Consider the following 17,050-nt stretch of genomic DNA (forward strand, 5'->3'; position numbering starts at 1 on the left):
CGTTCATGAACACCTTCCCGACCTGGCGTGCGCTCCCGGTCGGCGCCGCGATTGCCTGCCTGCTGCTGGCCCTCACCGCGCTGGCCGGCTGGGGGCTGCATTCGCCGGCCTTGATCGGCGCCGGCATCGGCGCGCCGCAGATGTATCCGCTCACCGCGGTCGGCTTCCTGTGCGCCGGCGCCGGCCTGCTGCTGCAGCTGCATCCGGTGCGCATCGTCGCCCGCGCCGGGCGGGTCCCGGCCCTGCTGGTCTTGGCCATCGGCGCCGGCAGCGTGGCGATGCGCATGTCCGGCTGGGCGCCGGCGCCGCTGTCGCTGGGCCTGGGCCAGGCATCCACCGCCTGGAGCCTTCCGGCGCTGCTGACGGCAGGCCTGTTCGTCGTGCTCGGCGCCGGCATGGCGCTGTCGTGCGCACGCCGCACCGTCGGCATCGGCCAGGCGCTGGCCGCCAGCGTGCTGTTGTTCTCGCTGTTGACCATCGCCGGCTTCATCGCCGAAGACACCTTCCTGTACCAGCTGCTGCCGGGACGCGGCACCTCGCTGCGCACCGCGCTGGCCTTCATGCTGGCCGCGATCGGCGTGGTGGCGCTGCGTCCGGACCAGGGCATGGTGGTGGCGCTGGCCAGCCCCACGTCCAGCAGCAGGACCCTGCGCCGGCTGATGGCGCCGCTGGTGCTGGCCCCGATCCTGCTGGGCATGGTCGCCACCGCGGCGGTGCGCGCGGCCGATCCCGGACTCGACCTGACCACCATGATCTGGCTGTTCGTGTGGGGATTGCTGGTGATCCTGATCGCCGTGGTGTGGCGCTTCGCCTACCAACTGTACCGCCAGGACCTGAACCGCGGCATGGCCGAACGCGAGCGCAACGAGGCGCTGGAGGCGCTGCGCCTGGCGGACGAGCGCAAGAACGAGTTCCTGGCCATGCTGGCGCACGAGCTGCGCAACCCGCTGGCGCCGATCAGCACCGCGGCGGGCCTGCTCAAGGGCGTGTATGCGAGCGACCCGGGCGCGGTCCGGCGCACCAGCGAGATCATCGCGCGCCAGGTGGACCACATGGTGCACCTGGTCGACGACCTGCTCGACGTGTCGCGCGTCACGCGCGGCATGATCGAACTCGAGCGCGATCGGGTCGACCTGCGCCAGGTGGTCGGCGCCGCACTGGAGCAGGTGCAGCCGCTGCTGGACATGAAGCGCCATCGCCTGCGCACCGAGCTGCCGGATACGCGGGTGCTGGTCGAGGGCGATGCCAAGCGCCTGATCCAGGTCATCGCCAACCTGGTCAACAATGCCGGCAAATACACGCCGGACGAAGGCAGCGTGCTGGTGGCGGTGCACACCCAGGGCGGCGAGGCGGTGCTGGCGGTGCGCGACGACGGCATCGGCATCGCGCCCGAACTGCTGCCGGACGTGTTCGGCCTGTTCACCCAGGCCCGGCGCACGCCGGACCGGGCCCAGGGCGGCCTGGGCCTCGGGCTGGCGCTGGTCAAGAACCTGGTCGAGCTGCACGGCGGCACGGTGTGCGCCGACAGCGCCGGGCCCGGCCACGGCAGCACCTTCACCGTGACCTTGCCGCGCCTGGACGAACCTGTCCCGGCCGCCCCGGACGACGCGCCGGGACCACAACGACCCACGCGCGACCAGGCGATGAACGTGCTGGTGGTGGACGACAACGTCGATGCGGCCGCCTCGCTGGCGCTGCTGCTGGAGGCGGAAGGCTACCGGGTGGCGGTCGAGCATGCCCCGGCGCCTGCGCTGCGGCGCGCGCTCGCACAGCCCCCGGACGCCTGCATCCTGGACGTCGGCCTGCCCGACATGGACGGCCGCGAACTGGCGCGCCGCATCCGCGCCGGCCTGGGAGCGCGCGCGCCGCTGCTGATCGCGCTGACCGGCTATGGCAGCGACGCCGACCGCCAGGCCGCGCTGGACGCCGGCTTCGATCATTACCTGGTCAAGCCGGCCAATATGCAGCAGCTGGATGCGCTGCTGGCCGAGGCTCAGTCGCTCGGATAGCGCAGGCCGATCAGCTTGCGGATCGCGTCGAGCAGGCCCATGATCGCCAGCGTGTCGTCGTGGGTCATCGCCGGCGATTCGAGCAGGCCTTCGCGCAGGCAGCGGCCGGCCTCGATCGCCTCGTGCGTGTAGCCGTTGCCGAGCCAGGGCGTGTCCACCGTGCGCGTGGGGCCGTCCAGCAGCGCGACCGTGACGCGCTCGGTCATGTGGAACATGCGGTGCATGCGCACGCTGCCGCGCGTGCCGGACACCACCAGCTCGCCCGGCGCGTGCGCCCGGAGCGAGCAGCTGCAGATCGACAGGGTGCCGCCCGCGTGGCGCATGGTGAAGGCGGTGGTGAGGTCGACGCCGGTCTCGCCCATGATGGCCTGGGCCTGCACCGCCTCGACCTGGCCCAGCAGGGCGCAGGCGATCGACAGCGGATAGATGCCCAGGTCGAGCAGGGCGCCGCCGCCCAGCGCCGGATCGTTGACGCGGTGCGCTGGATCGGGCGTGGCCGAAAAACCGAAGTCGGCGTGCAGCTGGGTCACCGTGCCGATCTCGCCGGAGGCGATGATGCGCCGCACTTCAGCCAGGGCCGGCATGAAGCGGGTCCACATCGCCTCCATCAGGAACAGGTTTTTCGCGCGCGCCAGCGCCACGATCTCGCCCGCCTCGCGCCGGTTCATCGCGAACGGCTTCTCGCACAGCACTGCCTTGCCGGCGCGCAGGGCGAGCAGGGCGTTGGCGGCGTGCATCGGGTGCGGGGTGGCGATGTAGACGATGTCGACGTCGGGACTTTCGACCAGCGCCTCATAGGAGTCGAACGCATGCGGAATCTCGAACTTCGCGGCGAAGGCCTGCGCGCCTTCACTGCTGCGCGAGCCGACCGCAGCCAGCACGGCGTCGGGCGTCGCGCGCAGGCCGGCCGCGAAGTCGCGCGCGATGCGCCCGGTGCCGAGGATGCCCCAACGGATGATGCGGGTCATGGCTGCTCTCCGATCTGCAGATGGTCTTTCAGCGCGGCCACCACCAGCGCGTGGTCGTCCGCGCCGGGCAGGCCCGACACGGTGGCCGTGCCGACCATGCCCTTGCCGCGCACGACGATCGGGTAGGCGCCGCCGTGCGCCGCGTAGTCGCGCATGTCGAGGCCGGGCAGGCTGTCGTGGTCGCCGCCGGCCTGGCGCACCTCGTTGTGGGTGTAGAAGGAGCTGTGGCCGGTGCGTTTCACCAGGTTGTTCTTGCGCCGGATCCAGTCCGCATGGTCGGGCGAGGCGCCCGGCATCGCATGCGTGAACAGGACCGTGTCGCCCTGCCTGATTTCAAACGTTACCGGCCGGCTGGCGCGCTTCGCCCGCGCCACCAGCGCGGCGCCGAGGGCGGAGGCTGTGTCTGCGTCGAAGCGGTCGAACTGGAGCTGCCGTTCTTCCTGCAGCAGGGCGGCGAGCGAGACGGCGGGGATGTCGTGCATGGCGGATGGAGGTGGAGTTTGCTGCGCCGTGGCCGTAGCCACGAACAGCAGCAGGCAGGACGCAAGTTGAACATGGCGCTTCATGCCGGCACCGTCTTGCCCTCGGCGCCGGCGTCAGGCGCCGCCTTCGGCTGGCTGCCGTCGTCATGGTAGAACGGCGCGAACCAGGTGGCCAGGAAGGAGGGAATGGTGGCGACCATCACCAGCACGAAGTAGCCGACGTAACCCATCATCTCCTGCAGGTGGCCGCTGATCACGCCGGTGACCATGCCGCACAGGCCCATCAGGCCGGTGCCGAAGGCATAGTGGGTGGTGGTGTACTTGCCTGGCGCGAGCTGCTGCATCAGGTAGATCATGAAGCCGACGGCCCCGAAGCCGAAGAAGAATTTTTCGATCGCGACGCCGAGCGTGATCAGGACCAGGCTCGATGGCATGGTGAGCGCTAGCACCAGGAAGGCCACGTTCGGGATGTTGATCGCGCAGCACAGCACGAACAGCGTCGCCTTCAGGCCGCGTTTGGCGACATACAGGCCGCCGAGCAGCGAGCCGACCAGCACCGCGGCCAAGCCGTAGGTGCCGTAGATCAGGCCCAGCATCTCGTTCGACAGGCCCAGGCCGCCCTTCGAGGCGGGATCGACCATGAAGAAGGGACCGATCTTTTCCAGCAGGCCCACGCTGAAGCGGAACAGGAAGGCGAAGGCGATCATGCGCCACACGCCGCGCTTCTGGAACAGGGTGACGAAGGCGTCGAGCAGGATGCGGCCGGCGTCCTTCACCGAGGACGGCGTGTCGGCCGCGCGCGCGCCTTGCGGCATGGTGCGCCAGTGCCACAGCGCCATCGACAGGGTCAGGCCGCCGACCAGCAAAAAGATGATGCGCCAGGCGTCGATCCAGTCCGGCCCGAACACGGTGGGATCGTGTCCGAAGACGTGCGTGTGCAGGTAGCCGGAGAGATAAACCATGCCGCCGGCCGCCACGATCGGGCCGATGTTCCAGGACAGGCTCTGGATGCCGCAGTACAGCGACTGCGCGCGGGCGTCGAGCGAGGTGACGTAGACGCCGTCGCTGGCGATGTCCTGCGTCGCGCCGATGAAGGACAGGGCGAAGAAGATCGCCATCAGGAAGGTCATGTAGCCGGGCAGTTCCATCAGCAGCGCGACCCCGGCGAAGCCGGCGCCGATCGCTACCTGGGCGCACAGCACGAAGAATTTCTTGGTGCGGTACATCTCCACGAAGGGCGCGAACAGCGGCTTGACGGTGTACGCCAGGATCAGCAGGCTCGAATACTGGGCGGCGCGGCCGTTGTCCATGCCCAGGTTCTTGAACATGATGGCGGTGACGCTGGTGAGCATCACGTAGCCGAGCGCCATCGTGAAGTAGCCAGTCGGCACCCACAGCAGCGGAGAAGCGATCTTACGCATGGGCGGCCTCCGTGCGCATGCGCGGCGCCGTCGCCTGGGTCCAGGCCAGGTGATCGTCGAGGATCGCCGATGCGCCCTGCAGGGCCGGATACGGCGCCGTGATCAGCCAGGTGGGGATACGCGCGGTGAATTCGCTGAAGCGGCCCTTGCGCTCGAAGCGCGGGCGGAACGGAGACGCGACGAAATAGGCGCCCAGGCGCGGCACGACGCCGCCGCCGATATAGATGCCACCGCGCGCGCCGAGGGTTACCGCCAGGTTGGCCGCCACCGTGCCCAGCATGCCGCAGAAGCAGTCGATCGCTTCCAGCGACAGCGCGTCGCCGCCGGACAGGCCGCGCGTCACGATGTCGGACGGCGACAGGTCCCTGTCCGGCGCCATGCCACGGCTCATGGCCAGCGCCTCGCGGATCAGCACCAGGCCGGGGCCGGAGACGAAGCGTTCGGCCGAGACGTGGTCGTAGCGCTGCCAGGCATGGCGCAGCACGGTCACCTCGCGTTCGTCGAGCGGGGAAAAGGCGACGTGGCCGCCTTCGCTATTCAGGGGAATCCAGCGCTCGCCGCTCGGGACCAGCCCCGAGACACCGAGGCCGGTGCCGGCGCCGACCAGGCCGATGGCGCTGCCTGCCAGGGGGGCGCCGCCGCCGACCTGGGCCAGGTCGCCCGGCCGCAGGGCTGGCAGCGACATGGCCAGCGCCGTGAAATCGTTCACCACCAGCAGCGTCTCCAGGCCCAGCGCGCGGCGCGCCGCCTCGATCGAGAACGCCCAGTGGTGGTTCGTCATGCGGATGGCGTCACCGTCCACCGGATTGGCGATCGCGATCACCGCGTGGCGCACGCGGGCGCCGTGCAGCCGTTGCGTGCCGGCCAGGTAGAAGCGCAGCGCGTCTTCGAAGCGGGCGTGGTCGGCGCAGGCCAGCGTCCGCACGGCCTGGATCGCGCCCGGCGCCGGCTCGAGCGCGAAGCGCGCGTTGGTGCCGCCGATGTCGGCCAGCAGGCGCGGGCCGTCGGGGTAGGTATTCGTCTGCATGTCTCCTCCTTGTCGCTCTTTTTCGTGGCGATCAAGTCTTGATGCGATTGGCGATGAATTCGCGATACCACAGCGCGCTGTCCTTCAGGGTGCGCTGCTGGGTCGCATAATCCACGTGCACGATGCCGAAGCGCTTGGCGTAACCCGAATTCCACTCGAAGTTGTCGAGCAGGCTCCAGAGGAAGTAGCCGCGCACGTCGACGCCGGCATCCATCGCCTCCTTGAGCGCGGCCAGGTGGCTGCGCACGTAGGCGATGCGTGCCGGATCGTGGACACGGCCATTCTCGACCACGTCGGGATTGGCCATGCCGTTCTCGGTAATGTACACCGGCGGCAGGTCGGGGTACTCGGCTTTCAGTTTAATGAGCAATTCGGGCAGGCCTTCCGGGAAGATCTCCCAGCCCATGTCGGTGACGCCGTGCCTGGCCGGCGGCGGCACCGGCGGGTTGGCGGCGCTGCACCAGCTGCGGAAATAATAGTTCGAGCCGAGGAAGTCGATCTTCTGCCGGATGATGTCGAAATCGCCGTCGCGCACCTGCGGCGCGTTGGCGCCATGGCCGCGCAGGGCGAGTTCCGGATAGCGGCCCTTGAAGATCGGGTCCATGAACCATTGCACCGAGCGCGCATACTCGAATTCGGCCATCGCGCGATCGGCCTCGGAACCGGTGGCGGCATCGGCGGTCCACTGGTTCAGCACGATGCCGAGTTGCGCCGCGCTACCCACCTCGCGCATGGCGCGCATGGCCAGGCCGTGCGACAGCAGCAGGTGGTGCGAGACCTGGATCGACTGCTTCAGGTCGACCACGCCCGGCGCGAACTGGGCGTTGCCGTAGCCGAGGTTGGCCGTGCACCAGGGTTCGTTGTGGGTGGCGATCGCCTCGATGCGGTTGCCGAAGCGGCGCGCCACTTCATGCGCGTAGTCGGCGAAGCGGTGCGCCGTGTCGCGATTCATCCAGCCGCCATCGTCCTGCAAGCCTTGCGGCAGGTCCCAGTGGTACAGCGTGGCGTGCGGGCGGATGCCCCTGTCGAGCAGCTCGTCGAGCAGGCGGTCGTAGAAGCCGAAGCCGGCCTCGTTCCAGGCGCCCTTGCCATCCGGCTGGACCCGGGCCCAGGCCAGCGAGAAGCGGTAGGCGTCCACGCCGATCGAGGCCATGATGTCGACGTCTTCGCGGTAGCGGTGGTAGTGGTCGCAGGCGACGGTGCCGTCGCTGCCATCCTTGATGTTCGCCTTGTCCTTGCAGAAGGTGTCCCAGATCGACGGGCCCTTGCCGTCGACGTCGTGGGCGCCTTCGATCTGGAAGGAACTGGTGGCCACGCCCCAGGTGAAGTCGGATGGGAAGTCGTTGTTGAAGTCGAAGTTGGGGCTCTTGGTCATGGAACTCTCGAATCTGGAACAAATCCACGTGAAAAACAAAAAGCAGGCCCAGTGAGAGGGCCTGCCGTGCTCCGGCTTAGAAATCGAAGCCGGTGTTGATGCCGACGGTGCGCGGCGGCTTGTACTGCGCCAGCCACGGGCCGAAGCCGTTGAAGGCGCTGGTCTTGATCTTTTTGTCGCTCACGTTACGCACGAAGGCGTCGACCCACCATTTGTCCTGCTGGTAACGCAGGCCGACATCGGCGCTGCCATAGGCCTTCTGGCGGTCTTCCGCGCCGAGGTCGAACACGCTCAGGCGCACCTCGTCCTCGTAGCGCGCCGTGATGCGCGGTATCAGGCTGCCGCCATTGGCCAGGCGGAAGGTGTGCTGGTACTGGACCGTGGCCGAGAACTTCGGCGCGTGCGGCAGCTTGTGGCCGGTGACGTCGAGGCAGGTCTCGATGCGCGGATCGATCGTGCACGGCGGCAGCGCATAGTCGTTTGAGCCGGCGATCAGGTGACCGAGCTTGGTGTCGAGGACGGCCAGCGCGATCGACAGGCGGCCATCTTTGGCGATGCGGGCGGCGATCTCGGTCTCCAGGCCGTACACCTCGGCGCCGTCGGCGTTCTCGATGGCCAGGCCACGGCTGCCGTCCGGGAAGCTGACCGGCGAATTGAACTGGAAGTCCTTGAAGTCCATGTAGAACAGCGCGTTGTTGATGCGCAGGGCGCCGTCCAGGAAGGTACTCTTCGAACCGATCTCGTAGTTGGTCAGCGTCTCTGGCTGGTAGGGCAGGCCGCGGTCCTGCACTCCGCCCGACTTGTAGCCGGTCGACACGCTGGCATAGACCATATTGTTGCGGTCGATGTCGTAGTTCAGGCGCACCAGGCCGGTGGCCTTGTTGTCGCTGTAGCGGCCGTCGTTCGGCACGCCCTCGACGTAGCCGTTGACCGGGTCGCGCGGATCGATGTGCGGGTTGAGCGGCAGTTGCGGCGCGCTGGCGTCATAGCCCCAGGTGTAGCCGCGCCCGCCGGTGTGGACGCGCTTGTCGTGGGTGTAGCGCACACCGCCGGTCAGGTGCCAGGCATCGGTGATGTTCCAGGTGGCCTGGCCGAACACGGCCGAGGTGTCCACGGTCTGCTTCGGCTGGATGAAGGAACCCTGCCAGTTCACGGCGCCGTCCGGCGTGCCTTTCATGCCGGCGATGTCGAAGCGGACGTCGTTCTTCTCGTTGCCGTAATAGGCGCCGACCTGCCAGTCGAGCGTGCGGGTGCCGGTCGACTGCAGCAGCAGCTCGTGGCTGTGGCTCTTGTAGTTGGAGTCGACCGTGGTGTGTTCCTGGAAGATGCCGCCGGTGGTGATCGAGGTCGGGACCACGGTGCCGCCATCCTGGTCGAAGCGCATGTCGCCGCTGTACTTGGACCAGCCGGCCACGTATTGCAGCGCCATGTCGGGGCTGATGTCCCAGCTCAGGCGGCTGCGCACGTTGTGGCTGTCGCGGTTGATCCAGGGCGCGCTGTCGGACAGGGTCGACCAGTGCTTCTCGCCCGGACGCGGGGTCTGCATCAGGTTGGCGCTCGGGGTGCCGCGGTCGATGAATTTTTCGTAGGCGATGTCCCAGCGCACGTTGGGCGCCAGTTGCCACAGCAGCGACAGGCGCGCCGCGCTCTGGTCCTGGGCGCTGTACTTGTCGCCGCCCGCGACGAACAGGTTAGGGTTGATCGGACGGAAACCGGCCGGATCGGCGCCGGACGCCAGGTAGGCGGCGCGCTGCGACTCGACCGACGGGTTCTTGAAGCGCTGGTAGTCGACGTAGCCGTCGTGGCGCTCGTGCACCACGGCGAAGCGCAGCGCGGCATTGTCGGCGATCGGGATGTTGACCGCGCCGCGCACGCCCAGGCGGTTGTAGTCGCCGATGCCGCCTTCAAGGTAGCCGGAGCGGCTGTTCAGTTCCGGCTTGACGGTCTGGATGTTGACCGCGCCGACGGTGGAGTTGCGGCCCCACAGCGTGCCTTGCGGGCCGCGCAGCACCTCGATGCCCTCGACGTCGAACATCAGGGCGGTGGCGCCTTCAGCGCGCGGCGAATACACGTTGTCGACGAAGGACGCTACTTCGGGGTCGGCGTATTCGGTCTTGGCGCTGTCGTTGCCGATGCCGCGCAGGGTCATGGTGGTGACGCCGTGGTCGCCCTGGGCCGTGGCCTGGAAGCCCGGCACCAGCGCCACCACGTCGAGCATGGTCTGCACGTGGTTGTCCTGCAGGGTGGCGGCGCTGAGCGCGGTGACCGCGATCGGGGTGCGCTGCAGCGAGGTCGAACGCTTGGTGGCGGTGACTTTCACTTCGGCGATCTGGCCGTTGTCGACGACAGCTGGCGGCGTGGCGGCGGCAGCGGATGCCGGGTCGGATGCGCTCTGGGCCTGGGCGCTGCCGATGCCGGCCAGCAGGGTCAGGATGGCGAGACGGATGGGGGTGGACGACGAGGTGCGCACTGCGGCCCCCGCGGGCGTAGTCTTGTTCATTGCTTGTCTCCGAGTATTGTTTTATGGGGTAAATCGAGGCGCTGAGAGCGCTAACACATGGATTGATGAGAAATCGATTTCATCAACCTTGAAAACGGTTTCATAGTAATTTCGTCCGTAAAAAAATGTCAATTAGAATTTGTGAACACGATTGTCAGGTTTGTTGCATCTCAACGACGGCCACTTCATGAAAGATTTTCATACTGTCGCTCTTTCTATCCTTTTCGGGTGAGTATCGGTGATATACTTCAAGCAACTATCTGCCTTGAATGGGTCCGGAACGCTTCATGAAAAACGTCGAGAGCAGCACCAGCACCCTGTACCAGGTCGCCAGCGCTGCCGGCGTCTCTCCCGCCACGGTGTCGCGCTTCCTGAACGGCACCGCCAAGGTGTCCGAGGACAAGCGCCGTACCATCGAGCGCGTCATCGATGAACTGAACTACAAGCCGAACCGCCTGGCGCAAAGCCTCAAGATCGGCAGCACCCGCACGATCGGCGTGCTGACCCAGTCGCTCGAGAGCGGCTACTTCAACCGCGCCATGGTCGGCATCGAGGATGCGGTCAAGGCGGCCGGCTATGCGCTCCTGATCATGAGCGGGCACTGGCATGCCGACGAAGAAGCCGAGCGGGTCGAGCTGTTGATCGGGCGCCGGGTCGACGGCGTGGCCATCCTGACCGGGAATATGAGCGACCAGCAGATCCTCGATTTCTCGAAGCGGGTGCCGATCGTCGCTTTCGGGCGCGACGTCCAGGGCGCGCGCACCCACGGCTTTTGCCTCGACAACTACCGCGGCGCCTGCGAGGCGGTGGAATACCTGATCGCGCAAGGCCACCGCCGCATCGCCCACATCGCCGGCCCGGACGACCACCGCGATGCGCGGGCGCGCCTGGCGGGCTACCACGACACCCTGGCCAGGCACCGGATCGAGGCCGATCCGCGGCTGGTGGTGGCGGGCGACTTCAGCGAATCCGGCGGTTTGCTGGCGCTGAACGGGCTGCTGGCCGCCAACCTGCGCTTCACCGCGATCTTCGCAGCCAACGACCTGACGGCGTATGGCGCGCGCCTGGCCCTGTACCGGCGCAATATCCGGGTGCCGGAAGACATCTCCCTGGTCGGCTTCGACGACCTGGAAAGCTCGATGTATACGACGCCTCCGTTGACCACGGTGCGCCAGCCGCTGTACGACGCCGGGATCGGCATCGGACGCCGGATGCTGGCGATGCTGGCGCACGAGCAGCCGGAAGGCGAGGTGCCACAGCTGAGCCTGATCGTGAGGGAATCCGTCAGACTGCTGTGAGTCCATGGGGCGCGCAGTTACATCTGGTAACAAGTTGGCTGAGCAAATCGTTTGCAATTAAATCGCGAGCTATGTAATATGCTTTCCATGGCAGCGCCGAACGGACAAGCAAACGGGTCGGCGGGCCAAGGCAGCAAACCATTTAAATAGCGCGCTATTAAATAGCGATTTAATGAAATCGGGCGGCAAGCGCCGCCGACCAAGACAAGGAGTCTCATCATGGCAATCGAACAAGTCCCCTACCGTGCAAGCGCAAAAGCCTCGGGTGGCCGTGAAGGCCGCGCCGTTTCCTCCGACGGCGTGCTTGACGTGAAACTGACCACCCCGAAAGAACTGGGCGGCGCTGGCCTGGAAGGCACGAACCCGGAACAGCTGTTCGCGGCCGGCTACTCGGCCTGCTTCCTGGGCGCCATGAAATTCGTCGCGGCCCGCGACAAGCTGAAAATCTCCCCGGACGTGTCGGTGGAAGGCAGCGTCGGCATCGGCGCGATCCCGACCGGCTTCGGCATCGAAGTCACCCTGAAAATCAGCCTGCCGGGCGTGCCGGCCGATGAAGCGCAAACCCTGGTCGACCGCGCCCACATCGTCTGCCCGTACTCGAACGCGACCCGCGGCAATATCGACGTGACCCTGCAACTGGTGTGATGCACCGCTCCCCCGGGAAACCGGGGGACGGAACCAGGTTAATACGCAAGTAGCCAGAATGAATAGGTAGTGTGCGATTTAATCGTGAATATAATCACTAGTCCACCGCCACCACCGAATGATCCGTTTATGCAATCAAGGCTTGCGGCGCGCTGCTAATGTGGCAGACGGCCCCCGCCCGATCCAATCGAACCCAACAAGAAAGGAAGCATCATGAACACCCTGAGCAAAGCCCTCGTCGCCGCATCCCTGGCCCTGACCTACGGCGCCGCCGCGGCCGCCGACATCCAGCCCACCGTGGAACGCCGTACCGCCGAATTCCTGAAGGCGCTCAACTCCGGCGGCGGCAAGCCGATCGAACAGCTGTCGCCGGCGGACGCCCGCAAGGTGCTGGAAGGCGCGCAAAAAAGCGTCAAGGTCAACCTGCCTGCGGCCGACGTCTCGGACAAGGTGATCACCGTCGACGGCAAGCAGATCAAGCTGAAGATCGTGCGTCCGGCCGGCGTCAAGGGTGTGCTTCCCGCCTTCATGTTCATCCACGGCGGCGGCTGGGTGCTGGGCGACTATCCGACCCACGAACGCCTGGTGCGCGACGTGGTCGAGAGCTCGGGTGCGGTGGCGGTCTTCGTCGACTATACCCGCTCGCCGGAGGCCGGCTATGGTGTGGCGATCAACGAGATCTATGCCGCGACCAAGTGGGTGGCGGAACATGGCAAGGAATTGAATATCGACGGCAGCCGCCTGGCGGTGGCGGGCAATAGCGTCGGCGGCAATATGGCGGCCGCGCTGACCCTGATGGCCAAGGACAAGGGCGGACCGAAACTGCGCTACCAGGTGCTGATGTGGCCGGTGACCGACGCCAACTTCGAGACCGGTTCGTACAAGCAGTTTGCAGAAGGCCACTTCTTGACCCGCAATATGATGAAGTGGTTCTGGGACAGCTATACGAAGGACGCCGCCAAGCGCAAGGAGACCTACGCCTCGCCGCTGCAAGCGACCCTGCCGCAACTGAAGGGCCTGCCGCCGGCGCTGATCCAGGTCGCCGAGAACGATGTGCTGCGTGACGAAGGCGAAGCCTATGGCCGCAAGCTGGACCAGGCCGGCGTCGACGTGACCGTCACCCGCTACAACGGCATGATCCACGACTTCGGCCTGCTCAACCCGCTGGCCACCGTGCCGGGTGTGCGTTCGCAAGTGCTGCAGGCCGGCACCGAACTGAAGAAACACCTGGCCAAGTAAGCTTGCTGCTCCCTGTTTGGGCCGCCCGAGGGCGGCCCTTTTTTTATCGTCACGCGCGGCGATCCGCTCATTCGGTGTCGCCGTCATTCGGCGGATTTAACAATTGGCTGAGCGTTTTCAAGCGAACTCGACCGTAAACAGTGCATTGGAAATCACGAAACGCCGCGCGATGGCGCGGGCTGGAATCCATCGCTGATGAGTTGCTGATCCTTAAATAAAACGGGCGCTTTTTGTTCAGAAATTGCTGCGCCGCATCAATTTGCGGGTGAGACGAGCATCGATGCCGGGCGCAGAAAACTCAGCAATAACTGCTTACATCTTCCGCTATTTGTCCACTTCTGCCTCCTGGTTTCATGCCGGCTTGCCAAGTTTTCGTATATGCCTGCCAAGTAAGTTGTCTTCTTTGCGTCAGCGCAATACAACGTCCCGAAATATTTTTCCGCACGGAAAACCAAAGCGAAAAAAGGTCGTTAGAATTGCCGTCCATCAGCTTCCTGACGTAAATATTTCAGACACGTTCGGGCTGTAATCAGTACTCCGGCAATTAATTTACACCTCAAACAATTTAACATTTCGCGCTTTCATGCAAACCACTGTTTCCGTTCCACGTCGTTCTTCTTCCGTACTCGCGCAAGCCCAGCTGTTCTCGCTGCCGGTCGTGTTCGCCCTGTTCGGTCTGATCATGGGCTCGTGGGCCGGCCGCATCCCGGCCCTGGCCGCCGGCGTCAACGTGTCGCACGCGGCGCTGTCGATGGTGCTGCTGTGCGGCGGCCTCGGCGCCGTGATCTCGTACCCGATCTCGTCCTTCCTGATGGGCCGCTTCGGCGCGCGCAAGACCATCATGATCGCGGGCCTGGCCCTGCTGTGCGTGCTGGTCTCGATCGGCATGGCGCCGGACGTGTCGCGCCTGATGATGGCGGTCCTGATGCTGGGCATCACGGCCAGCACCTTCGACGTCGCCATGAACTCGGCCGCCGCCCGCCGCGAAAAGCAGAGCGGCAAGTCGGAAATGTCGCGCCTGCATGGCCTGTGCTGTGCCGGTGGCCTGGTGGGCGCTACCCTCGGCAGCCTGATGGCCAGCATGAAGATCGCACCGGCCACCCACTTCCTGATGCTGGCCGGTCCGCTGGCCGTGGTGCTGTGGCTCGCCGTCAACCTGCTCGAAGCGGATGAGGTCGGCGAGAAGGTCGAGAAGAAGAAGTTCGCGCTGCCGCGCGGTCCGCTGGTCCTGCTGGGTCTGCTGGGCTTCTTCGGCTCGATGGCCGAAGGCAGCATCGCCGACTGGAGCGGCGTGTTCCTGAAAGAGCACTTCGGCGCCTCGGACGGCCTGGCGCCGCTGGCACTGTCCTCGTTCTCGATGATGATGCTGATGTCGCGCATGGTCGGCGACAAGCTGAAGGAACGCTACGGCGCCAAGCGCCTGGTGACCCTGGGCGCACTGGTCGCCGCATCGGGCCTGTTCTTCGCGGTGCTGGCGCCGAACGCCTACGTCGCCCTGGGCGGCTTCGCGATCGCCGGCGTCGGCCTGGCCCTGGTGTTCCCGTTCGTGTTCAGCGCCGCCGGCGCGCAGGGCCCGGCTGCCCTGGCGGCAGTGGCCAGCATGGCCTACAGCGGTAGCCTGATGGGGCCGCCGGCAATCGGCGCCGTCGCCCACTTCATCGGCATGCAGGCAGCCATCGCCTACGTCGGTGGCCTGTCCCTGGTGATCGCCATGGTGGCGTGCCGCACCCGCCTGCTGAAGTGAGCAAGAGGGCGGCCTCGATGGCCGCCTTGTAGTAGTTCACGACGCAGACGCATCCGCAAGGAGCGTCTGCGTTTTCTATTAGCCGGCCACCTGCTTGAGCCACTCGCGCGGCGAGGCGCCCATCATCATGGTGAAGGCGCGCGTGAACGTGGACGGGCTGGTGTAGCCCGCGCGGCTGCTGACCTGCTTGACCGGCATGCCCTGGCGCAGCAGGCGGCTGCCGACGCCGATGCGCCAGCGTGTCAGGTATTCGCCCGGCGGGATGCCCATCACGTCGCGGAAACGTTCGGTGAAGGCGGCGCGCGACATGCAGGCAACCTGGGCCAGCGACTGCAGGCTCCAGGGTTCGTGGGGACGCTCGTGGATGGCGGCCAGCGCCAGCGACAACTGGCGGTCGGACAGCCCGGCCAGCAAGCCCACCGACAGCCTGCCACTATCGAACTCGCGGCGGATGACCTGGATCAGGAGGACGTCGCACAGGCGGTCCAGGATCACTTCGCGTCCCGGTTCGTTGCGGACGGCCTCGTCGAACAGCAGGTCGAGCGTCGATTGCAGTCCGGCGATCTCGCGCAGCGGCAGCACCAGGCATTCCGGCAGGATGCGCGCCAGCGGATTGCTCATCCCGTCCTGGAACACGATGTGCGCGCACAGCAGGTTGGCGCTGTGGCCTGCCTGCACCTGCAGCCGGTGGCTGGTGCCGCGCGGATAGAACAGCAGGCTGGGCTCGGTGACGCGGACCACCGTACCGTCGTCATGGATAAAGTCCACCGAGCCCGCGCGCACCACATGCAGCTGGCCGGATACGCCGTCTTCGGCGAATTGATTGGCGTCGCAAAACATCCCGTTATAGAAGATGCGCGCATTGAACGAATGGCGGCCGACCAATAATGACAGTTTGTCCATGACGATGAGGATATCGAGTTGATTCAGGTATTCTGGACGAAAAAATAGTTTGCTGTGTGGGAATTGGTGAGATTCAGGGTGCGAATACAACGCTTTCTGGCAACCTTGATATTCCCGGTTTTCCTCGACAAGTGAACGACTTGGTTCACCGGAGGGCAACCCGCGACGCCTGTGAACGGATGGGCATGCCTTGCAAGCCCTGCAACATAACCCGAAAAGGCAATGCGTGGTGTCAGATGGGGCAGGACATCGGTTCATAGCCAGTTCAATAACTATGTTGGCGGCTTGGCCATACCTGTTGTCTGGGCATGTCGAAGCCGGCCTCGCTCACCAATATGGCCACATCCCCGCCGCCCGTTGCCTGCTGGGTTCGGCGCCAGTGAGCAAGGTGCGCGCATGCTGCAGCACGACGGTGGCGCGCTCGGCGCCGGGATCCCAGATGCAGCGGTGACGCAGGCGGTCGAGCGGCGCCCAGCGCGCGATGTCGGCCTTGCTGAAAATGACCACGCTGTTCAGCCCCAGCCCGGCTGCGATGTGCGACACCCCGGTGTCGTTGCAGATCAGCAGGCGCGCGCGGCTCATCAGGGCCGCCATGGCGCCGATCGAGATCGGGGCGGCGGCGACGATGGCGGGCGCATGCATGCGATCGGCCACCGCCTGGGCGAGCGGCGCCTCGTCCGCCGATCCGGTCAGGACGACGCGCATGCCGAACTCGTCGGCAAGCTGGTCGGCCACCCTAGCGAAGCGTTCCGGCGGCCAGCAGGTGTCGCGCTGGCGCGCTCCCGGATGCACGCAGATATAGCTGCCCGGCTCGAGCCCTGCCGCCAGGCCGCTGGCGGCAAGCTCGTCCTCGTCTTCGCGCAGGATCGGGAACTCGAGGTGCGTGCCGGCCACCGGCGCCCCGAGATGGCCGACCAGGTGCAGCAGGCGTTCCGGCTCGGCGCCCGTCTCGGGGTAGGGGACGAGGACGGTCTTTTCGGTGCTCAATGGCTTGCCGCGGCTGTGGCCCGCCATCGCGGTCGCCCCGAAGCCGGAAACGATGTGGTTCGCGATGTCGCCGCTGCCGTGCAGCTGCACGGCCAGGCTGAATTCGCGCGCGCACACCGTCGCATAGAACGGGGGCAGGTCGTCATGGTGGACGGTTTGCTCGGGCAGCAGGGGGTGGCCCGGAAACGGCAGGAATTCGTCCAAATAGGCGGTAAACCGGTGGACGAACTGCGCTGCCCAAGGCAGTCCGACCAGGGAAATATGGGCCTTGGGCAAGGCCGTGCGCAGGGCGCGCAGCGCCGGAATCGCACACAGCATGTCGCCAAGATGCAGCGCGCGGAATACCACGACGGACTGGACCGGAAGACGATGCAGCAAAGGTCGCCGGAGCATGGTTTTCTCCTCTCACTCTCGTTTTTCATCGTCGCGAATTCTTGTCGTTCGCCGATGTT

13 protein-coding genes are annotated in these 17,050 nt (G+C 66.2%); 5 read left to right on the plus strand and 8 right to left on the minus strand.

Going from position 1 to position 17,050, the window contains the following annotated elements:
• Positions 1-5: 5 nt before the first annotated feature.
• Positions 6-2,009: a hybrid sensor histidine kinase/response regulator gene (locus tag J3U95_RS15370; protein WP_208279440.1), complete on the plus strand. Its 2,004-nt coding sequence runs from the start codon at positions 6-8 to the stop codon at positions 2,007-2,009.
• Here J3U95_RS15370 and J3U95_RS15375 read toward each other — a convergent pair.
• From J3U95_RS15375 to J3U95_RS15400, 6 genes are all read right to left on the minus strand, one after another.
• A complete protein-coding gene (locus J3U95_RS15375; RefSeq protein ID WP_208279441.1) occupies positions 1,994-2,977 on the minus strand; it encodes a Gfo/Idh/MocA family protein in 984 nt (327 codons plus the stop codon). The genes J3U95_RS15370 and J3U95_RS15375 overlap by 16 nt on opposite strands.
• Positions 2,974-3,543 (minus strand): heme-degrading domain-containing protein, encoded by a 570-nt coding sequence (locus J3U95_RS15380; protein ID WP_208279443.1) that lies wholly within the window; start codon positions 3,541-3,543, stop codon positions 2,974-2,976. The genes J3U95_RS15375 and J3U95_RS15380 overlap by 4 nt, the downstream gene beginning before the upstream one ends.
• Positions 3,540-4,880 (minus strand): MFS transporter, encoded by a 1,341-nt coding sequence (locus J3U95_RS15385; protein WP_208279445.1) that lies wholly within the window; start codon positions 4,878-4,880, stop codon positions 3,540-3,542. The genes J3U95_RS15380 and J3U95_RS15385 overlap by 4 nt, the downstream gene beginning before the upstream one ends.
• On the minus strand, positions 4,873-5,907 hold the full coding sequence (locus J3U95_RS15390) for a glucokinase (RefSeq protein WP_208279446.1): 1,035 nt from the start codon (positions 5,905-5,907) through the stop codon (positions 4,873-4,875). Before J3U95_RS15390 ends, J3U95_RS15385 begins: the two co-directional genes overlap by 8 nt.
• A 31-nt stretch (positions 5,908-5,938) precedes the next feature.
• Complete coding sequence (locus J3U95_RS15395; protein ID WP_208279448.1) at positions 5,939-7,282, minus strand: GH1 family beta-glucosidase; 1,344 nt, start codon at positions 7,280-7,282, stop codon at positions 5,939-5,941.
• Between the two features lie 76 nt (positions 7,283-7,358).
• Entirely contained in the window at positions 7,359-9,782 is a 2,424-nt protein-coding gene (locus J3U95_RS15400) for a TonB-dependent receptor (RefSeq protein WP_208279450.1), read from the minus strand.
• 287 nt (positions 9,783-10,069) lie between these two features.
• Between J3U95_RS15400 and J3U95_RS15405 the strand changes: the two genes are divergently transcribed.
• The 4 genes from J3U95_RS15405 to J3U95_RS15420 all read left to right on the plus strand — a co-directional run bounded on the left by J3U95_RS15405 (position 10,070) and on the right by J3U95_RS15420 (position 14,708).
• Complete coding sequence (locus J3U95_RS15405; RefSeq protein ID WP_040775722.1) at positions 10,070-11,080, plus strand: LacI family DNA-binding transcriptional regulator; 1,011 nt, start codon at positions 10,070-10,072, stop codon at positions 11,078-11,080.
• 219 nt (positions 11,081-11,299) lie between these two features.
• A complete protein-coding gene (locus tag J3U95_RS15410) occupies positions 11,300-11,725 on the plus strand; it encodes an organic hydroperoxide resistance protein (protein WP_208279453.1) in 426 nt (141 codons plus the stop codon).
• Positions 11,726-11,938: 213 nt separating this feature from the next.
• Positions 11,939-12,964 (plus strand): alpha/beta hydrolase, encoded by a 1,026-nt coding sequence (locus J3U95_RS15415; protein ID WP_208279454.1) that lies wholly within the window; start codon positions 11,939-11,941, stop codon positions 12,962-12,964.
• A gap of 583 nt (positions 12,965-13,547) precedes the next feature.
• Positions 13,548-14,708, plus strand: a complete 1,161-nt coding sequence (locus J3U95_RS15420) for an MFS transporter (RefSeq protein ID WP_229519865.1) — start codon at positions 13,548-13,550, stop codon at positions 14,706-14,708.
• 78 nt (positions 14,709-14,786) lie between these two features.
• On the opposite strand, the gene J3U95_RS15425 is transcribed toward J3U95_RS15420, so the two are convergent.
• Together J3U95_RS15425 and J3U95_RS15430 are read right to left on the minus strand one after the other, a co-directional pair.
• Positions 14,787-15,611: an AraC family transcriptional regulator gene (locus J3U95_RS15425; RefSeq protein ID WP_208279455.1), complete on the minus strand. Its 825-nt coding sequence runs from the start codon at positions 15,609-15,611 to the stop codon at positions 14,787-14,789.
• A 327-nt stretch (positions 15,612-15,938) separates the two neighbouring features.
• Positions 15,939-16,991 (minus strand): glycosyltransferase family 9 protein, encoded by a 1,053-nt coding sequence (locus J3U95_RS15430; RefSeq protein ID WP_208279457.1) that lies wholly within the window; start codon positions 16,989-16,991, stop codon positions 15,939-15,941.
• Positions 16,992-17,050: the final 59 nt, after the last annotated feature.

The sequence above is a fragment of the Massilia oculi genome (assembly GCF_017582745.1).
Lineage (GTDB): Bacteria > Pseudomonadota > Gammaproteobacteria > Burkholderiales > Burkholderiaceae_D > Telluria > Telluria oculi_A.

Coding starts and splice junctions, on each gene's coding strand:
- J3U95_RS15370 (WP_208279440.1), top strand. CDS start 6: ATGAACACCTTCCCGACCTGGCGTGCGCTCCCGGTCGGCGCCGCGATT.
- J3U95_RS15375 (WP_208279441.1), bottom strand. CDS start 2,977: ATGACCCGCATCATCCGTTGGGGCATCCTCGGCACCGGGCGCATCGCG.
- J3U95_RS15380 (WP_208279443.1), bottom strand. CDS start 3,543: ATGAAGCGCCATGTTCAACTTGCGTCCTGCCTGCTGCTGTTCGTGGCT.
- J3U95_RS15385 (WP_208279445.1), bottom strand. CDS start 4,880: ATGCGTAAGATCGCTTCTCCGCTGCTGTGGGTGCCGACTGGCTACTTC.
- J3U95_RS15390 (WP_208279446.1), bottom strand. CDS start 5,907: ATGCAGACGAATACCTACCCCGACGGCCCGCGCCTGCTGGCCGACATC.
- J3U95_RS15395 (WP_208279448.1), bottom strand. CDS start 7,282: ATGACCAAGAGCCCCAACTTCGACTTCAACAACGACTTCCCATCCGAC.
- J3U95_RS15400 (WP_208279450.1), bottom strand. CDS start 9,782: ATGAACAAGACTACGCCCGCGGGGGCCGCAGTGCGCACCTCGTCGTCC.
- J3U95_RS15405 (WP_040775722.1), top strand. CDS start 10,070: ATGAAAAACGTCGAGAGCAGCACCAGCACCCTGTACCAGGTCGCCAGC.
- J3U95_RS15410 (WP_208279453.1), top strand. CDS start 11,300: ATGGCAATCGAACAAGTCCCCTACCGTGCAAGCGCAAAAGCCTCGGGT.
- J3U95_RS15415 (WP_208279454.1), top strand. CDS start 11,939: ATGAACACCCTGAGCAAAGCCCTCGTCGCCGCATCCCTGGCCCTGACC.
- J3U95_RS15420 (WP_229519865.1), top strand. CDS start 13,548: ATGCAAACCACTGTTTCCGTTCCACGTCGTTCTTCTTCCGTACTCGCG.
- J3U95_RS15425 (WP_208279455.1), bottom strand. CDS start 15,611: ATGGACAAACTGTCATTATTGGTCGGCCGCCATTCGTTCAATGCGCGC.
- J3U95_RS15430 (WP_208279457.1), bottom strand. CDS start 16,991: ATGCTCCGGCGACCTTTGCTGCATCGTCTTCCGGTCCAGTCCGTCGTG.